This is a genomic window from Crossiella sp. CA198 (genome assembly GCF_052078295.1).
Lineage (GTDB): Bacteria > Actinomycetota > Actinomycetes > Mycobacteriales > Pseudonocardiaceae > Crossiella.
This window is the reverse complement of sequence record NZ_JBQJIM010000061.1, coordinates 1-16,300: the sequence shown is the minus strand read 5'-3', so window position 1 is coordinate 16,300 and position 16,300 is coordinate 1. Positions and strand designations below refer to the sequence as shown.

The window sequence follows — 16,300 nt, the reverse complement described above, 5'->3', positions numbered from 1 at the left end:
CAGGTTGCAGGGGCCGCTCATCGGGGTGTGGTCTGCATGCTCCAGGCCGTACGGAGAACACGCGAGAGCCCTCGTCGTGGGGGTTTCACCCCACCCCCGGCCTGCGGCCGTCCCACAACGGCCAACGCGGCGTACGACTTGGGCCAACTCGCCGTCCATAACGGCCAACTCGCCGTACGACAACGGCCAACACGCCGGGGCTGGGTTTTAGTCGGCTAGGAAGACCTCGCGTTGGGCTGCGGACTGTTCGAAGGCTTCCAGGCTGGCTTGCTGGTTTTCTGGGAGGGCGGCGAGCATCGCGTGTAGGAGGGCTGCGCATAGGGCGGTGGAGGCGGCGTGGGAGTCGAAGGCGAATTGGGAGCTGACGGGGGCGGTGAGGACCAGGTCGGCGTGGTCGGTCAGGGGGGTGATCGGTTGGTCTGTGACCAGGACTGTGGTCAGGCCTAGCTGTTTGGCCCAGGTCAGGGCGGCCAGGGTTTCGCGGGGGTAGCGGGGGAGGGCGAAGGCGAGCACGCAGGTGGCGCCGGCGTCGACGGCGCGGGTGAGGCCGTCCTCCAGTAGGGAGCCGGGGATGTCCAGGACTCGGACGTCGAGGTGGACCTTGGCGGCGAAGTAGCCGAAGAGGTGGGCCAGGGGGGCGGAGACGCGTTGGCCGATGACCGGGAGGGGGCGGGAGGCGGCCAGGGCGGCGGCGGCCTGGTGCAGGGGGCCCAGGTCGGTGAGGCTGTCGCGCAGGGCGTGCAGGTTGCGGATTTCGGTGTCTACCAGCAATTGGATCTCGTTGAGGGGCTCGGTGGGGGCTGGTTTGGCCGGTTTGGTGAGGACCAGGGCGCGGAGGGCGGCGCGGAACTCGGGGAAGGCGTCGAAGCCCAGGGCGAAGGCGAAGCGGGTTACCGAGGCCTGGCTGACACCTACTCTTTCAGCCAGGTCCACGGTGCCCAGGAACGCCGCTTCGTGTGGGTGGTCCAGCAGGTACCGGGCGATGCGTCGCTGGGCGGGGGACAATCGCCGCCCGCCCAGCAGCTGCCGCAGTCCGGTCGAGTCCATCGCGCTCTCAATTCCTTACTGGGAGCCGAGTCCGTGCTGTTCGAGCCAGGCCTTGGCGACGCGGTCCGGGTCTTCCTTGTCGTTGTCCACCTTGGCGTCGAGCTTACTGAGTTCCTCGGTGGTGAGGGTGCTGTTGAGCGCGGCGAGGGCTTCGGTGACGGTGGGGCTGGCCTTGGCCTCGTTGACCAGGGGCACGATGTGTTGGGCCGGCACCAGTTTCTTCGGGTCCGCCAGGATCACCCAGTTGTTGTTGGTGATGGTCACGTCGGTGCTGAACAGGTTGGCCACCTGGATGTCGCCGCCGCGCAGCGCGCCCCTGGTGAGCGGGCCGCCGGTGTCCAGGGCCCTGAAGTCCTTGAACTCCGCGCCGTACAACTCCTTCAGCCCGACCAGGCCGACGTAGCGGGTCTTGTCCTCGGCGGGGCCGCCGAAGATCAGGTCCTTGGCGTGCGTGCGCAGGTCTTCCAGGGTTGTGAGGCCGTAGCGGGCCGCGGTCTCGCGGGTGACGACGTAGACGTCCTTGTTCTCCGCGGCGGCGTACGGCAGCACCTTGACGCCCTGGGGCACGGTCTTTTCCAGTGCCTGCTGGACGTCTTCGGCCGCGCTCTGCCGGGCGTTCTTGTCCAGGAACTGGAGCAGGCTGCCCTGGTACTCGGGCAGCACGTCGATGTCGCCCTGTTTGAGCGCGGGCACGATGATCTCGCGGGAGCCCAGGTTCTGCTTGACCGTGGCGGTGATTCCCTTGGCCCGCAACGCTCCCGCGTACAGGTGGCCGAGGATGACGTTCTCGCTGAAGTTGGCGGTGCCCACGACAAGGCCGCCGGGTTTGCCCATCGGGTTGCGCTTGGGGTCCAGGGAGGTCAGGCCGCCCGCGCAGGCGGTCGCCGCGAGACTCAGGCAGGCCAGGGTCGTCGCCGCGGCGATTCGGCGCTTCATGATTCGCTCCTTCGGTTGCGCAGCAACGATCCGCGTGGGGTGAGCACCCGCTGCAGTCCACTCAGGACCAGGTCGAGCGCGATGGCCAGCACCGCGATCAGCAGGGCGCCGCCGAAGACCTGGGGCAGGTCGTTCTGGGCGAAGCCGTCGAAGACGTAGCGGCCGAAACCGCCGAAACTGATGTAGGCGGCGATGGTCGCGGTGGCCACCACCTGCACCACGGCCAGCCGCACGCCGGTCATGATCAGCGGCACGGCCAGCGGCAGTTCGATCTGGACGAGCACCTGCCAGCCGTTGAGACCGGTGCCGCGGGCGGCGTCGCGCACGTCGTGGTCGACCGCGGCCATACCCGCGTAGGTGTTGGTGACGATCACCGGGATGGCCAGCACCACCAGGGCCACGTACACCGGCCACAGGTTGAGGCCGCTGATCAGGAACACCAGGATCACCACGCCCACGGTGGGCAGTGCGCGGCCGAAGCTGCTCAGGTTGATGGCCAGGAAGGCGCCCTTGCCGGTGTGGCCGATGAGCAGGCCGATCGGCAACGCGATCAGCACCGCGACCAGGGTGGACAGCAGCGAGTACTGCAGGTGCTCGAACAGGCGGGCCAGGATGCCTTCCGGGCCGGACCAGCGGGCGCTGTCGGCGAACCAGCCGAGTACCTCGGCGATGAACTGGCCCATGCCTACCGTCCTCTCCTGGTCCACGGGGTGAGCACGTGCTGCAGGCCGACCAGGGCCAGATCGGCCACCAGCGCCAGCAGCAGGGTCAGTGCCACGCCCGCGATGACCGGCACCGCGAAATCACGCTGGAACCCGTCGATGAACAACTGGCCGAGCGCGCCGTGCCCGATGAACCCGGCCACGCTGACCAGGCTGATCGCCATCACCGTGGCCACCCGGACGCCTGCCATGATCACCGGTAGCGCGAGGGGCAGTTCGACGGTGAGCAGGGTGCGCAGGCCGCCGTAGCCCATCGCGCGGGCGGCCTCGCGGACGTGGTGCGGGACGGTGGCCAGGCCCTCGACCGTGTTGCGCACCAACACAACCAGGGTGTAGGTGGTCAGGCCGATCACCGCGGTGAGGTAGCTGAGCCCGGTCAGCGGCAGCAGCAGGATGAACAGGGCCAGCGAGGGAATGGTGAACAGCACCCCGGAGATGCCGAGCACGACGCCCTTGAGCACCGGCAAGCGCACGGCCAGCACACCCAGCGGCAGCGCCAGCAGAAGTCCACAAAGGACAGAAATGGCGGCGATCGCGCTGTGCTCCAGGGTGGTCAGCGCCAGTTCGCTCGCGTGGTCGGGGATCCAGGACCATTTCACGGCGTGACCACCTGGGCCCGGAATCGCGCGGCGCGCTCGTTGATCCGCTGCTGGCTGGACACCCCGGTCACCCGGCCGTCCGCGTCCACGCGCACCGCGAGCCCGGCGGGGGAGGACACGGTGGCGTCCAGCGCGGCCAGCAGGGTGTCCCCGGCGGTGAGCCCGGTGACCGGGATCGGGTCGGCCTCGGCCAGCGTGCCGGTGGCGGGCAGCCGGTCGGTGTGCAGCCAGCCCAGCGGCTTGCCCTGGCCGGTGATCAGCAGCAGCCAGCCGTCGGTGGCGCGGCGGGCCTCGGCGACCGTGGTGGACGCGGTCGCGGTTGGCACCGGTTCGACCGGGACCTCGGCGAGGGTGGTCAGGGTGAGCAGTTTCAGGCCGCGTTCGGCGCCCAGGAAGTCGGTGACGAACTCGTCCGCGGGCCGGGCGAGCAGTTCGGCTGGGCTGGCGAACTGGACCAGGTGGCCGCCGGTGCGGAAGACCGCGATGCGGTCGCCGAGTTTGACCGCCTCGTCGATGTCATGGGTGACGAATACGATCGTTTTGCGCAATTCGGCCTGGAGTCGCAGGAGTTCGTCCTGCAAAAGCGTGCGGACCACCGGATCTACTGCGCCGAATGGTTCGTCCATCAGGAGGATCGGCGGATCGGCGGCGAGTGCCCTGGCCACGCCGACTCGCTGTTGCTGACCGCCGGAGAGCTGGTGCGGGTACTTCGGCCCGAGTTCCCGGTCCAGGCCGACGGTGTCGAGTAGTTCGGCGACCCGGTCCCGGATCCGGCCGCGGTCCCAGCCGAGCAGCCGGGGCACGGTGGCGATGTTGTCCGCGATGGTCCGGTGCGGGAACAGCCCGGACTGCTGGATCACGTAGCCGATGCCCTTGCGCAGCGCCGAGGCGTTGAGTTTCCGCACGTCACGGCCACCGACGAGGACTTCGCCGCTGGTCGCCTCGATCATCCGGTTGATCATGCGGAGGGTGGTGGTCTTACCGCACCCCGACGAGCCGACGAGCACCGTGAGCTGGCCTTCGGGCACGTCCAGGTCGAGTTCGCGCACCGCGGTGGTGCCGTCGGCGAACTTTTTGTTCACAGCCGCGAAACTGATCAAGACGATTCACCTCTTGTTAATCGTGAATGCGTTCATGCAGGCTCTGTGGTGCGTCAACCGAAGTCAAGAGACCGTCCACAAAAGTTCACATCCCGGAAACGGCGGGAGACGTGGAGCCCTCGCACGCCCAGAAAGGCCGGACCATGCACCTGGACGTTTCCGCCGCGCCGACCGCCGCCGTTGATCCCGTCGTGCTCACCGGGTGGTCCACCACCGCCGCCGAGGTGGTGCGGGTGGCCCGCGGGCACGTCCCGGTGCTGCTGGACGAGGTCGGCAGACAGCGCCTCGACGCGTCCTGGCAGGCCGCCCAGCGGGTGGTGCTGCACCGCCCGGTGTACGGCCGCACCACCGGCGTCGGCGCCAACCGGATGGAGGTCGTGGACGCGGAAAGCCTGCCGGAGCACGGTTTGCGGCTGCTGCGCAGTCACGCCGGTGGCCTGGGCGGGCTGCTCACCGAGGAGCAGGTGCGCGCGATGCTCGCGGTCCGGGTCAACCAGCTGCTCGCCGGTGGCGCGGGTCTGCGCCCGGCGGTGGCCGAGGCGCTCGCGGCCGCGCTCAACTCCCGGCTTTTCCCCGCGGTGCACGAGTTCGGCGCCATCGGCACCGGCGACCTGACCGCGCTGGCCGAGACCGGCCTGACCCTGATCGGCGAACGCCCCTGGCTCGGCGAGGGCCCGGCCCCCGAACCGATCACCCTGGACTCCGGCGACGCCCTCGCGCTGATGAGCAGCAACGCGCTGACCATCGGCATCGCCGCGCTCGCCTGGCACGAGGCGCATCGCCTGCTCTCGGCCACGCACGTGGTGACCGCGTTGTCCTTCCTCGCCGTGGACGCCTCGCACGAGCCACTGGCCGAACGGGTGCACGCGGCCCGCCCGCACCCCGGCCAGGTCCAGACCGCGGCCGAACTACGCAGGCTGCTCGGCGACCCACTGCGCCCGGCCGCGCGGATCCAGGACCCCTTCGGCTACCGCTGCTACCCGCAGGTGCACGGCCCCGCGCTGGACGCCGCCGCCGACCTGGGCAAGGTGCTGGGCGTGGAGATCAACGCCGCCGCGGAGAACCCGCTGATCGACGCGGAGAACGACGCGGTCTACCACCACGGCGGCTTCCACTGCGCCCACCTCGGCCAGGCCCTGGATCGCCTGCGGTTGTCCCTGCTGCACACCGGCCAGCTCTCCACCGCCCGCCTGGCCAGCCTGGTCGAACCCAAGTTCACCGGCCTGCGCCCATTCCTGGCCGACGGCGCCAGCGGCAGCTCGGGCGTGATGATCCTGGAGTACGGCGCCAACTCCGCCCTGGCCGATATGCGCACCCTGGCCGAACTGGCCAGCCTGGGCAACGCGGTGGTCTCCCGCGGCACCGAGGAACACTCCAGCTTCGCCTTCCAATCCGCCCGCCAGTCCCTGGAAACCCTGGCCTCCTTCCGACTGGTGCTGGCCTGTGAACTGGTCGCGGCGGTCCGGGCGCTGCGGATGCGCGATCTCGTGCCCAGGCCGGGCACGCCGTTGCGCCGGGCCTACGAGCTGGCGGCGGCGCGGCTGAACCCGAGCATGACCGACCGCCAGCTCAGCCCGGATGTCGAGGCGGGCGCGGAACTGGTGGAGGAGTTCGCCGATTTCTGATGTCGCTACTTCTCCGGCGCCGGGTGGGACAGGTGCTGGTGGATCAGCTGCCAGCCGCCGTCGCGGCGCTGGAAGACCCGGGTGCCGCGGGAGCGGTCCTCGACGCCGTCGGCGACGATCCGGTCGATTCCCCACGACACAGCCAGATCGCCGTCCACCCGCACCGTGAGATCGGGGGTGTCGAAGGTGATCCGCCCCGGCGAGGATTCCAGGCCGTGGCGGCACACCTCGCGGACCGCGTCGATGCCGAGGTACCGCAACGGTCCGGCGTGCTCGTAGGAGACGACCTCCGGGGCGATGGTGGACATCAGGCCGTCCAGGTCCTTGGCCGCGGTCTGGGCGGACCACTGCTCGTGCACGGCCCGGACCTCGGTGGCGGCGATCTCCGGCGGGTTGCTGGGATCGGTGAAGGAGTGGTGTTCGTGGGTGACGCGCCAGCGGCCGCCGGTCTTGGTCAGGCCGAGGGTCAGGCGCAGTCTGCGGCCGGGATCGCGTTCGAGGTCGGCTGGCGTGCCGCAGCGCAGCAGGGCGAAGGCGAAGGCGACCTCGGCGCCCGCGGTGACCTCCAGGGATTCGATCTCGAACAGCGCGCCGCCGGACTGCCACTCGAAGAAACCGGGCCAGCTGTCCCGGTAGGCGTCCAGGCCGCGCAGGCCCTGCTCGGGCGGTGGCACGTCGAACATGACGATGCCGGGTGCGTGGTCGGCCAGCACGGCGGGCAGGTCGGCGGGCAGGTCGGCGGCGTGCACCGCGGTGGCCCAGCGCTGGATGAGGTCGCGGATCTGCGTCTCGTCGGTCATCTCGGGTCCTCCTGGTGGGTGGCTGATACCGGTGGAACCCGGGGAATCGGCGGAACTCATCGCGGCGGCGCGAACTTCCTTGCAAGATGGGCGGGTGACCGCGCCAGCCGACCTGCTCACCGCCGCCCGCCGCGGCGACGCCGACGCGTTCGAGGCGCTGGTCCGGCCCTACCGGGGCGAGTTGCTGGCGCACTGCTACCGGATGCTCGGCTCGCCGCACGACGCCGAGGACGCGGTGCAGGAGTCACTGGTGCGGGCCTGGCGGGGTCTGGACAACCTGGACGATCGCGGGTTCGTGCGCGCCTGGTTGTACAAGATCGCGACCAACCGGTGCCTGACCATGATCGAGCGCCGGGGCCGCCGTGAGCTGCCGGTGGACCTGGATCCGGCGATGCCCGCCACCGAGGTCAGCTGGCTGGAGCCTTACCCCTCGCCCGAGCAGGACTACCTGGCCCGCGAGGGCGTTGAACTGGCCTTCGTGGCCGCGTTGCAGCACCTGACCGCGACCCAGCGGGCGGTGCTGATCCTGCGCGAGGTGCTCGGTTTCTCCGCCGCGGAGGTGGCCGGTCAACTGGACAGCTCGGTGGCCTCGGTGAACAGCGCGCTGCAACGGGCCCGCAAGGTGATCGACTCGGCCGCGCCGACCCAGCAGACCGTGCTGCGCGAACTGGGGGAGGACTCGGTCGCGGCGATCGCTGCCCGCTGGAGCGAGGCTTGGCACCTTGGCGATGTGGACGCGATCGTGGCCATGCTGGCCGAGGACGCGCGCTACTCGATGCCGCCGCTGCCCGAATGGTACCGCGGCCGGGACGCGATCCGCGCCTTCCTGCTCGACGGCCCGCTGCGCTACGGCTGGCGGTTCCTGCCGACCACCGCCAACGGACAACTCGCCTTCGGCACGTACCTGTGGGAAGCGGGTCAGTACCGGCCCGGTGGCCTGGATATCCTTACCCTGCAAGGTGATCGGGTGGCTGAGGTGACCTCCTTCCTCACCGCCGACCTGACCCGGTTCGGCCTGCCCGCGCACCTATCCTGACGCCGCGCGCAGCCGCTCGGCCAGTTCGCGGGCGCGCTGCCCGAGTTCGGGTGGGTCGAGCACCTGGAAGTCATGGCCCAGCAGCAGCACGTGCATCAGCACCGCGTCCAGGTTGGCGCCACCGCTGAGCACCTCGCAGCGGTTGTCCTCCCGTGGCCGCACGACCGCTGCCGCGGCCGGGATCTGGGTGCGCACCAGCTCGGCCGGGGCGTGCACCAGGAAGCGGGCCTGGTGCGGGTAGACCCGGCTGGCCACACCCTCCTGCACGTAGGTCGCCGCGTCGGGCACCGGGCGCGGGCGGAACCGCCAGGCCCGCGCGGCCACCTCGGTCATCCGGTCTACCCGGAAGCTGCGCCAGCCGTCTCGGTCCAGGTCGTAGGCGAGCAGGTACCAGCGCCGGTCGGAGGCGACCAGGCGGTAGGGCTCGACCCGCCGCCCGCGCACCTCGCCGTGGGACGGGTAGGCAAAACCGGCCTCCACCTCATCCCGGCAGGCTCGGGCCAGGATCAGCAGCGCCTCGGCGTCCACCGGCGTGCGGCCGCCGTCGAAGGAGACCACCGAATCGGCCAGCGCGCGCACCTCGCCGCGCAGCCGGGTGGGCAGCACCCGGTCCAGTTTGGACAGTGCGCGCAACGCGGCCTCGCCCGCACCGGCCACCGCGCCGCCCGCACCGGCCAGCAGCGAGACCGCGGTGGCGATCGCCTCCGCGTCGTCCAGCAGCAGCGGCGGCATGTCCTGGCCGGGACCGAGCTGGTAGCCGCCGCCGACCCCCTGGCTGGCCTGCACCGGGTAGCCGAGCGCACGCAGTCGCTCGACATCGCGGCGCACCGTGCGCGCGGTGACGCCCAGCCGTCCGGCCAGTTCGGGGCCGGTCCAGACCGGGCGCTGTTGCAGCAGGCCGAGCAGGGTGAGCACCCGCTCGGTGGTGCCCCGCTCCACGTCACCCGTCAGGTCCATATCGAGCACCCTGCCAGAGATAGCGGACCGATACTGTCCGCTAGGGATGTCAGGGTGGTGCCATGGACGAACTCGACTGGAACCAGCGGTTGCGTGAACAGTGGGAGTTCCACTGGAACCACCAGGTGCGGGCCCGGCTGGACGGCCTGACCGACGAGGAGTACTTCTGGTCGCCGGTGCCGGAGGCCTGGAGCGTGCGCCCGCGCGGCACCGCGATCACGCCGATGGCGGTCGGCGGCGGCGATTTCACCATCGACTACGCCTACCCGGAACCGGCGCCCACGCCGTTCAGCACCATCGCCTGGCGGCTCGGCCACGTCATCGTCGGCGTGCTCGCCATGCGCAACGCCGCGCACTTCGGCGCCCCGGCGGTCGCCTACGACACCTGGGAGTACGCCGGGGACGCGGCCACCGCACTCGACCAGCTCAACACCCAGCTGGACCTGTGGCTGACCGGGGTGCGTGGCCTGGGCGCGGTAGGACTCCGGGTGCCGGTCGGCGACAAGGAGCCCTACCCGGAGCTGGCCATGGCCGATCTGGTGCTGCACATCCACCGCGAACTGATCCACCATCTGTCCGAGGTCAGCCTGCTGCGCGACCTGTACCTGCACACGAACGGAGCCACCCGATGAGCCGCGAGGTCCAGTTCACCTTCGACGCGCACGATCCCAAGGCGCTGTCGATCTTCTGGCGCGCGGCGCTGGGCTACGTGCACCCCGGCCCGCCCGGCGTCGAGCTGCCCGAGGGCGCCGATGCGCTGGCCGCCTGGGAGGAATTCCTGGCCCGGCTGGGGGTGCCGCCGGAGCAGCGCAACACCCGCTCGGCCATCGAGGACCCGGACGGTCGCGGACCACGGGTTTTCTTCCAGCAGGTGCCCGAAGGAAAGGTCGCGAAGAACCGGGTGCACCTGGATGTGCGGGCGGCGCCTGGCTTGCGGGGCGAGGAGCGGATGGCGGCGCTGGAGGCCGAGTGCGCGCGGCTTGTTGAGCTGGGCGGGACGCGGGTGCTCCGGCACGATCCGGAACCGCCGATGGGGGCAGGACACATCGTGATGACCGATCCGGAGGGCAACGAGTTCTGCCTGGACTGACCAGGGGCGGCTGGCGGAAAACGGGCCTGAACCGGAGTGCTCCGGTGTGCGAACAAGGAGTGTTCGTCCACCGATCGGAAGTGGGAGCCAGTCGTCATGCCGGAGCCCGTCCGCCTGCGTGCCACCCAGCCCGGCCAGGCCGCCCCGGCCACGGCCGAGGAACTGCTGGTGCTGGCCGCCCGTGGTGACCGCGCCGCCTTCGCCGGGTTCTACGACGCGGTGATCGGCCCCGTCTGGGGCATCGTCCGCCAGCTCGTGCGGGACGAGACGGCCTCGGCGGAGATCACCGAGGCGGTGTTACTGGCCGCCTGGCGGGAGGCGGCCGGGTTCGACCCGGACCGGGGGAGCGCGCTGGCCTGGATCGTGGCCCGCGCGCACCAGGCCGCCGTGCGGCACCTGCGCACCGGCACCCCGGTGCCGCGGCCAAGACCGGCGGAGGCCGTGGAAGCCGAAGCAGCGCAACCGGAACCCGGTGGCGCGAGCCTGCGCAGGCATCAGCTCCGCCGCCAGCTGGCCGGGCTCACCAGGGAACAGCGCGACTGCCTGGTCCTGGCCTACTACCAGGGACGGGACTGCGCGCAGATCGCGGCGCTGCTGAACCTGCCCGTGCCCACGGTGCGACGGCGCCTGCGGGACGCCATGATCCGGCTCCGCGACTGCCTGGGAGTGACCTGATGAAACCCGCAGCCGACGCGCACGCGCTGACCGGTGCTTTTGTCGCCGGTGCGCTCTCCCCGGCCGAGCACGCCGACTACGACCGCCACCTGCGGGACTGCCCGAGCTGCGTGATGGAGGTGGCCGAGTTCACCGCGACCGCAGCCCTGTTCGCCGAGGCCCTGGCCGAACCCCCGCCGCCCGGACTGCGGGCCCGGGTGCTGTCCGCGGCCGCCCGCACCACCCAGTTCCCGCCCGCGACCCCGCTGCCCGCACCGGAAACCCGCAGCTCCCGCCGGGTGCTGCTGGTGGCCGCGGCGGCGGTGGTCGCGGTGCTGCTGCTCGGCGTGCAGAGCACCGCACCCGGTGACCAGGTGGCCGGTCAGGTGGCCGCGCAGGAGTTCAGCGCCGAGGCCGCCGCGCTGCTGGCCGCCCAGGACGCCCGGGTGCTCAGCGCCACCGCGCCGGGCGGCGGCACGCTGTCGGTGGTGCACTCCCCGGCGCGGGCGGCGGTGGTCCTGCTCGCCAGCGGCTTGCCCGCCCCGGCGCCGGGGCGCGGCTACCAGGCGTGGGTGATCGGTGTGGCCGGGGCGCGGTCGGCCGGACTGCTGGGTACGGGCAAAACCCTTGTCGCACACGGGGTCGCGCCGGGGGAGCGGATCGGGCTGACCGTGGAGCCCGCGGGTGGCTCGGCCCAGCCGAGCACGCTGCCGCTGCTCACCGCGGTGCTCCCGGTGGCGCCACCGATCGGGTGAGGTGGGAATGGCTGCCGGGCGCGGGGTGTTGATCAGGGACATGGCAGACGACAACGTTGAGTTCAGTCCGACCGACTGGGTCCAGGACCAGACCAAGCGAATCCTGGAAACCGGGACCACCGAGGGCATCGAGGTGCTGGGATCCCCGATCGTGTTGCTGACGTTGCGCGGCGCGAAGTCCGGCAAGCTGCGCTACACCCCGGTGATGCGGGTCGAACACGACGGCCGGTACGCGGTGGTGGCCTCCAAGGGCGGCGCCCCCGAGCACCCGACCTGGTACCACAACCTCAAGGCGCACCCGGAGTTCCCGCTGCAGGACGGGACCGTGACCAAGGACTTCCAGGCCCGTGAGGTCGACGGCGCGGAGCGGGCGCAGTGGTGGGAGCGGGCGGTCGCGGCCTACCCCGCCTACGCGGAGTACCAGGAGAAGACCGACCGGCAGATCCCGGTGTTCGTGCTCGAACCGAAGTGAACTGTTCCCGGCGAGCCCCGGTGCGGACGGGGCTCGCCGGGGTCCCCTCGCCTAGTTTCGCGATCATGCAGAACTACGACGCGACCAGCACCGCACCACCCGCGGTCGTCTGGCGCCTGCTCACCGACGCCGCACCGGGCGGTGGTCGACCTCGCGCCCACCGCCGACGGCGGCACCGCCATCCACTGGCACGGCAGCTACACCGCGCGCTGGGGGCTACGACGGGTGCTGCGGCGCACGATGCAGCAGGTCATGCAGCAGATGGCCGATGGCCTTGCCTCCTACGCCGCGACCCAGTCACCCGGCGCGCGGTACCCGTAGCCGTTACGCGCCCTCCCTGGCCGCGGCCCGCCCGGCCTGCCTGCCGGAGAACAGGCAGCCGCCGAGGAAAGTGCCCTCCAGGGCCCGGTAGCCGTGCACACCGCCGCCGCCGAACCCGGCCACCTCGCCCGCCGCGTACAGCCCGGGAATGGGCTGGCCGTTGGCGCCGAGCACCCGGCCGGAGAGGTCGGTTTGCAGGCCGCCCAGGGTTTTCCGGGTGAGGATGTTCATCCGGATCGCGATCAGCGGGCCCGCCGCCGGGTCCAGGATCTTGTGCAGTGGCGCGGTTCTGGCCAGGCTGTCGCCGGAGTAGGCCAGCGAGTTGCGGATGCCCATGATCTGGCTGTCCTTGGTGAACGGGTTGTCCACCTGCCCGTCCCGCAAGGTGATCTGCCTGCGCAGGAAGTCCAGGTTGAGCAGGCTGTTCCCGGTGAGCCGGTTCATGCCGGCGACCAGTTCCGGCAGCGCGTTGGCGATGACGAAGTCCTCGCCCTTGTCCATGAACGCCTTCACCGGCGGCGGAGTGCTGTTGAGCAGGCGGCTGGCCAGTTAGGCGATCAGGTTCTTCGCGGTCAGCTCGGGGTTCTGCTCGGACCCGGAGAGCACGAACTCCTTGTCGATGATCCGCTTGTTCAGCACGAACCAGGAGTAGTCGTGCCCGGAGCGCTTGATCAGCTCCAGGGTGCCGAGGGTGTCGTAGCTGGGCATGCCGGGGCTGGGGAAGCGGCGGCCGGTGGCGTCCACCCACAGCGAGGACGGCGCGGCCAGCACCCGGATCCCGTGGCCGGGCCAGATCGGGGTGTGGTTGGTCATGCCCTCGGTGTAGTGCCACATCCGGTCCCGGTTGACCACCCTGGCCCCGGCCTGTTCGGTGATGCCCAGCATCCGGCCGTCCACGTGCGCGGGCACGCCGGTGATCATGCGGGTGGGCGGCGGGCCGAGGCGGCTGGGCCAGTTGCGGCGCACCAGTTCCTGGTTGCCGCCGATGCCGCCGGAGGTGACGATGACCATCGGCGCGCGCAGCTCGAAATCGCCGATCCTGGTGCGGGAGCTGGGGGTGCCGCGGGCGGCGGTGCTGTGCGCCAGCACGCTGCCACGCACCCCGGTGACCGCGCCGCCGGAGATGATGAGTCCGTCGACCTGGTGGCGGAAGCGGAAGTAGACGTTGCCCTTGGCGTGCTGGTCGCGCACCAGTTTCTCGAATGGCTCCATCACGCCGGGACCGGTGCCCAGGGTCAGGTGGAAGCGCGGCACCGAGTTGCCCGGCCCGTCGGCCAGCATGCCGCCGCGTTCGGCCCAGCCGACGATGGGCACCCAGCGCACACCCAGGCCGTGCAACCAGTTCCGCTTCTCCGCGGCGGCGAACTCCAGATAGGCATCCGCCCACCGCTTGGCCCAGTAGTCCTCGCCGAGCGGATTGTCCACGCCCCGGTCGAAACCGGCGGTGTTGAACCAGTCGTTGCGGGCCAGTTCCAGGGAGTCCTTGATCCCGGCGGTGCGCTGCTCGGGGGAGTCGATGAGGAAGAGCCCGCCGAGTGACCAGAACGCCTGACCGCCCAGGCTCGCCTCGGGTTCCTGGTCCAGCAACAGCACCCGCTTGCCCGCGGCGGCCAGCTCCGAGGTCGCCACCAGCCCGGCCAGACCCGAGCCGACCACGATGACGTCGGCGTCCGCGCTGGGCCCGGCGACCGGCGCGGCCTGCGCCTGGGCCATGCCGAGGGTGCCGCCGACGGCCAGGGCGCCACCCGCTGTCAACAGCGTGCGCCTGCTGAACCCCGAACCGGTGTCCTGACTGGAATTGGGCACGCTGAACACACCTTTCCGCGCCGAAGGGGGTGTTGGCGCGAGCTGACGGGGCAGGGGACCGCGCTGTTACGCTCGCGTGATCCCAGGTAACCAGTAGTGGCCGAGGCGAAGATAGGCTCGTCCCGCCAAAGGCCGTCGACCCCGTTGTGGCCGCCACACAACGACGTCTCCGGAGGATGCTTGTGGTTGCTGGGCGGATGTCCGAGGTGATCCTGCGCGCGCTGGCGGTGGTGGCCGCCGACGACAGGGTCGTGGCCAGGGTGACCAACGCGGCCCGCGCCCACTCGCCCGAGGTGGCCCGGCTGCCGGAGGCGGAGAACCGGCGGCACATCGCCACCCTGCTCGCCGAGGGCATCGCGCACCTGGAACGCGGCGACGCGCACGAGGAGGGCGAGTTCACCGCGGCGCAGGCGCTCGGCGCGGACCGGGCCGCCCAGGGCGTGTCCATCGGCGGCCTGTTGCGCGGGGTGCACGCGGGCCGCACCGAGCTGATCAGGGCGAGTGTGGAACTGGCCCGTGGCACCGACGCCGACGACGCGACCATCCTGGACTTCATCGTCGACCTGGACCACTACGTCGGCGCGGTGGAGCGGCACATCATCAGCGGCTATCACACCGCCGAACTCCAGCTCTCCCGCACCGCGCGCGATCTGAACACCCAGGTGCTGCGCCGGTTGCTGGTGCCCGACGGCGATTTCCCGGACGCCGCCGAACTCGGCCGGGCGGGATTGCGACCGGCCGAGCACTACCACTGCGTGGTCTCCGACGTCACCGATCCGGGCCGGGCCAGAGCCCTGGAAGCCCGCCTGCAACCCTTCGGCGGGGTGTACGGACTGGTCGAAGGACGCCTGGCCGGGCTGGCCCAGCAGCCGCCGTCCTGGTCCGATGAGGACGAGGTGCAGCTGGTGGTCGCACCGGCCACCGCGCTGACCGCGCTGCGCGAGATCTACCCGATGTGCGTGCGGGCCCTCGCGGTGGCCGCCACCGGCGTGCACCGGCTCACCGACCTGGCCGGGGAAACCGCGCTGGCCGCCTACCCGGCCCTGGCGGCGACCCTGGCCGCGGAACTGATGCGCCCGCTGGACGAGAAAAGCGGCTTCCACCAGGAGATCGCCGCGACCGCGTTGTGCTACCTCGACCACGGCCGTCGGCTGACCGCCACCGCGACGGCCCTGCACATCCACGCCAACACCGTGCGCTACCGCCTGGACCGGCTGGCCGAACTCACCGAGATCGACCTCAGCGAAACCCCGCACACCGGCCGCTCCAACGTGCTCACCACCCTGCACACCTGGTGGGCACTACGCACCTGGCTGGCCGGGGCCACCGCCTGCTGAGCACGCGGTGCACCGGTTTTCCTCGTAGGCTGGGCCGCACCCGGGACGGAAGAGGAGAGCGTGATGGCCGAGACGACCCTGGCCGGGACGACCGTGCCCGAGCTGCTGGCCGAACTGGCCGCGCTGGAGGACCCCAAGGCCCGTGCGGTGAACGAGAAGCACGGCGATGACCACGGGGTGAACCTGGGCAAGCTGCGCGCGATCGCGAAACGGCTGAAAACCCAGCAGGACCTCGCCCGGCAGCTCTGGGCGACGGGGGAGACCCCGGCCCGGCTGCTGGCGCTGCTGATCTGTCGCCCCAAGGCGTTCGAGCGGGACGAGCTGGATGTCATGCTGCGCGAGGCCCGCCGGCCCAAGGTGCACGACTGGCTGGTCAGTTACGTGGTGAAGAAGGGCCCGCACGCCGAGGAGCTGCGGCAGATCTGGTTCGCCGACCCGGACCCGGTGGTGGCCAGCGCGGGCTGGGCGCTGACCAGTGAACGCGTGATCAAGAAGCCCGAGGGCCTGGACCTGGCGGCCCTGCTCGACCTCATCGAGGCGCGGATGAAGGACGCCCCGGAACGCCTCCAGTGGGCGATGAACTTCTGCCTGGCCCAGATCGGCATCGAACACCCCGAACACCGCGCCCGCGCCCTGGCCATCGGCGAGCGCCTGGAGGTGCTCAAGGACTACCCGACCCCACCGAACTGCACCTCCCCGTTCGCCCCGGCCTGGATCAACGAGATGGTCCGCCGCCAGCAGCAGAAGTAGCCCCCACCCCCCGCCCCCGTGTTGGCCGTTCCGGTCGGCGTGTTGGCCGTTGTCGTACCCCGTGTTGGCCGAACTGGTACCACTTGGGCCAACTGGTACGCCCACTTGGGCCAACTCGGCGTACCAGTTGGGCCAACTCGGCGTCCAGAACGGCCAACACGCCGGCGGGTTAGGGGCAATGCCGCGTAGTTAGTGTTTGGGGCTGGTTGTCAAGCCTGGTGAAACAGCCAACGGAGTCCCTGCTAGAACAGAAATCGACCAAGATCACTGTCGGCAGGAACTCCGTTGGACAA

The 16,300-nt window shown here is 71.0% G+C and carries 17 protein-coding genes and 1 pseudogene; 10 read left to right on the top strand and 8 right to left on the bottom strand.

Translation table 11 applies throughout. The features are described 5' to 3' along the window. Positions 1 to 207: 207 nt before the first annotated feature. Genes ACTOWY_RS44505 through ACTOWY_RS44485 form a run of 5 tightly spaced genes read right to left on the bottom strand, consistent with a single transcriptional unit; the run spans position 208 to position 4,386 of the window. Entirely contained in the window at positions 208 to 1,047 is an 840-nt protein-coding gene (locus ACTOWY_RS44505; protein WP_441315646.1) for a MurR/RpiR family transcriptional regulator, read from the bottom strand. 15 nt (positions 1,048 to 1,062) lie between these two features. Further along, the gene (locus tag ACTOWY_RS44500) at positions 1,063 to 1,983 is read right to left on the bottom strand and encodes an ABC transporter substrate-binding protein (protein ID WP_441315645.1); all 921 of its coding nucleotides are present in this window, start codon (positions 1,981 to 1,983) and stop codon (positions 1,063 to 1,065) included. Next, positions 1,980 to 2,666, bottom strand: a complete 687-nt coding sequence (locus ACTOWY_RS44495; protein WP_441315644.1) for an ABC transporter permease — start codon at positions 2,664 to 2,666, stop codon at positions 1,980 to 1,982. The genes ACTOWY_RS44500 and ACTOWY_RS44495 overlap by 4 nt, the downstream gene beginning before the upstream one ends. A 2-nt stretch (positions 2,667 to 2,668) precedes the next feature. Then, positions 2,669 to 3,304 (bottom strand): ABC transporter permease, encoded by a 636-nt coding sequence (locus tag ACTOWY_RS44490; protein WP_441315643.1) that lies wholly within the window; start codon positions 3,302 to 3,304, stop codon positions 2,669 to 2,671. Further along, the gene (locus ACTOWY_RS44485) at positions 3,301 to 4,386 is read right to left on the bottom strand and encodes an ABC transporter ATP-binding protein (protein WP_441315642.1); all 1,086 of its coding nucleotides are present in this window, start codon (positions 4,384 to 4,386) and stop codon (positions 3,301 to 3,303) included. Before ACTOWY_RS44485 ends, ACTOWY_RS44490 begins: the two co-directional genes overlap by 4 nt. A 161-nt stretch (positions 4,387 to 4,547) precedes the next feature. Between ACTOWY_RS44485 and ACTOWY_RS44480 the strand changes: the two genes are divergently transcribed. Further along, positions 4,548 to 6,029: an aromatic amino acid ammonia-lyase gene (locus ACTOWY_RS44480; RefSeq protein ID WP_441315641.1), complete on the top strand. Its 1,482-nt coding sequence runs from the start codon at positions 4,548 to 4,550 to the stop codon at positions 6,027 to 6,029. A 5-nt stretch (positions 6,030 to 6,034) separates the two neighbouring features. Here the strand turns inward: ACTOWY_RS44480 and ACTOWY_RS44475 are convergent, their stop codons facing one another. Continuing rightward, the gene (locus ACTOWY_RS44475) at positions 6,035 to 6,829 is read right to left on the bottom strand and encodes a nuclear transport factor 2 family protein (RefSeq protein ID WP_441315640.1); all 795 of its coding nucleotides are present in this window, start codon (positions 6,827 to 6,829) and stop codon (positions 6,035 to 6,037) included. Between the two features lie 94 nt (positions 6,830 to 6,923). Here ACTOWY_RS44475 and ACTOWY_RS44470 point away from each other — a divergent pair, with 94 nt between their 5' ends. Next, positions 6,924 to 7,865, top strand: a complete 942-nt coding sequence (locus ACTOWY_RS44470) for a sigma-70 family RNA polymerase sigma factor (RefSeq protein WP_441315639.1) — start codon at positions 6,924 to 6,926, stop codon at positions 7,863 to 7,865. Here the strand turns inward: ACTOWY_RS44470 and ACTOWY_RS44465 are convergent. Next, on the bottom strand, positions 7,857 to 8,822 hold the full coding sequence (locus ACTOWY_RS44465) for a helix-turn-helix transcriptional regulator (RefSeq protein WP_441315638.1): 966 nt from the start codon (positions 8,820 to 8,822) through the stop codon (positions 7,857 to 7,859). The two genes, ACTOWY_RS44470 and ACTOWY_RS44465, sit on opposite strands and share 9 nt — an antisense overlap. A gap of 62 nt (positions 8,823 to 8,884) precedes the next feature. On the opposite strand from ACTOWY_RS44465, the gene ACTOWY_RS44460 reads away from it, so the two are divergent. From ACTOWY_RS44460 to ACTOWY_RS44435, 6 genes are all read left to right on the top strand, one after another. After that, the gene (locus tag ACTOWY_RS44460; protein ID WP_441315637.1) at positions 8,885 to 9,454 is read left to right on the top strand and encodes a DinB family protein; all 570 of its coding nucleotides are present in this window, start codon (positions 8,885 to 8,887) and stop codon (positions 9,452 to 9,454) included. Beyond that, positions 9,451 to 9,912 (top strand): VOC family protein, encoded by a 462-nt coding sequence (locus tag ACTOWY_RS44455; protein ID WP_441315636.1) that lies wholly within the window; start codon positions 9,451 to 9,453, stop codon positions 9,910 to 9,912. The genes ACTOWY_RS44460 and ACTOWY_RS44455 overlap by 4 nt, the downstream gene beginning before the upstream one ends. A gap of 96 nt (positions 9,913 to 10,008) precedes the next feature. Further along, on the top strand, positions 10,009 to 10,587 hold the full coding sequence (locus ACTOWY_RS44450) for a sigma-70 family RNA polymerase sigma factor (protein ID WP_441315635.1): 579 nt from the start codon (positions 10,009 to 10,011) through the stop codon (positions 10,585 to 10,587). Beyond that, positions 10,587 to 11,321 carry an anti-sigma factor domain-containing protein gene (locus ACTOWY_RS44445; protein ID WP_441315634.1) on the top strand — a complete coding sequence of 245 codons (735 nt, stop codon included), beginning with the start codon at positions 10,587 to 10,589 and terminating at the stop codon, positions 11,319 to 11,321. Before ACTOWY_RS44450 ends, ACTOWY_RS44445 begins: the two co-directional genes overlap by 1 nt. 40 nt (positions 11,322 to 11,361) lie before the next feature. Next, on the top strand, positions 11,362 to 11,793 hold the full coding sequence (locus tag ACTOWY_RS44440; RefSeq protein WP_441315633.1) for a nitroreductase family deazaflavin-dependent oxidoreductase: 432 nt from the start codon (positions 11,362 to 11,364) through the stop codon (positions 11,791 to 11,793). Positions 11,794 to 11,934: 141 nt separating this feature from the next. Next, a complete protein-coding gene (locus ACTOWY_RS44435) occupies positions 11,935 to 12,114 on the top strand; it encodes a hypothetical protein (RefSeq protein ID WP_441315632.1) in 180 nt (59 codons plus the stop codon). A 3-nt stretch (positions 12,115 to 12,117) separates the two neighbouring features. Here ACTOWY_RS44435 and ACTOWY_RS44430 read toward each other — a convergent pair. Further along, positions 12,118 to 13,827: pseudogene (locus ACTOWY_RS44430) on the bottom strand (FAD-binding dehydrogenase). A gap of 290 nt (positions 13,828 to 14,117) precedes the next feature. On the opposite strand from ACTOWY_RS44430, the gene ACTOWY_RS44425 reads away from it, so the two are divergent. Beyond that, on the top strand, positions 14,118 to 15,257 hold the full coding sequence (locus ACTOWY_RS44425; protein ID WP_441315631.1) for a helix-turn-helix domain-containing protein: 1,140 nt from the start codon (positions 14,118 to 14,120) through the stop codon (positions 15,255 to 15,257). 63 nt (positions 15,258 to 15,320) lie between these two features. Beyond that, a complete protein-coding gene (locus tag ACTOWY_RS44420; protein WP_441315630.1) occupies positions 15,321 to 16,007 on the top strand; it encodes a DNA alkylation repair protein in 687 nt (228 codons plus the stop codon). Positions 16,008 to 16,300: the final 293 nt, after the last annotated feature.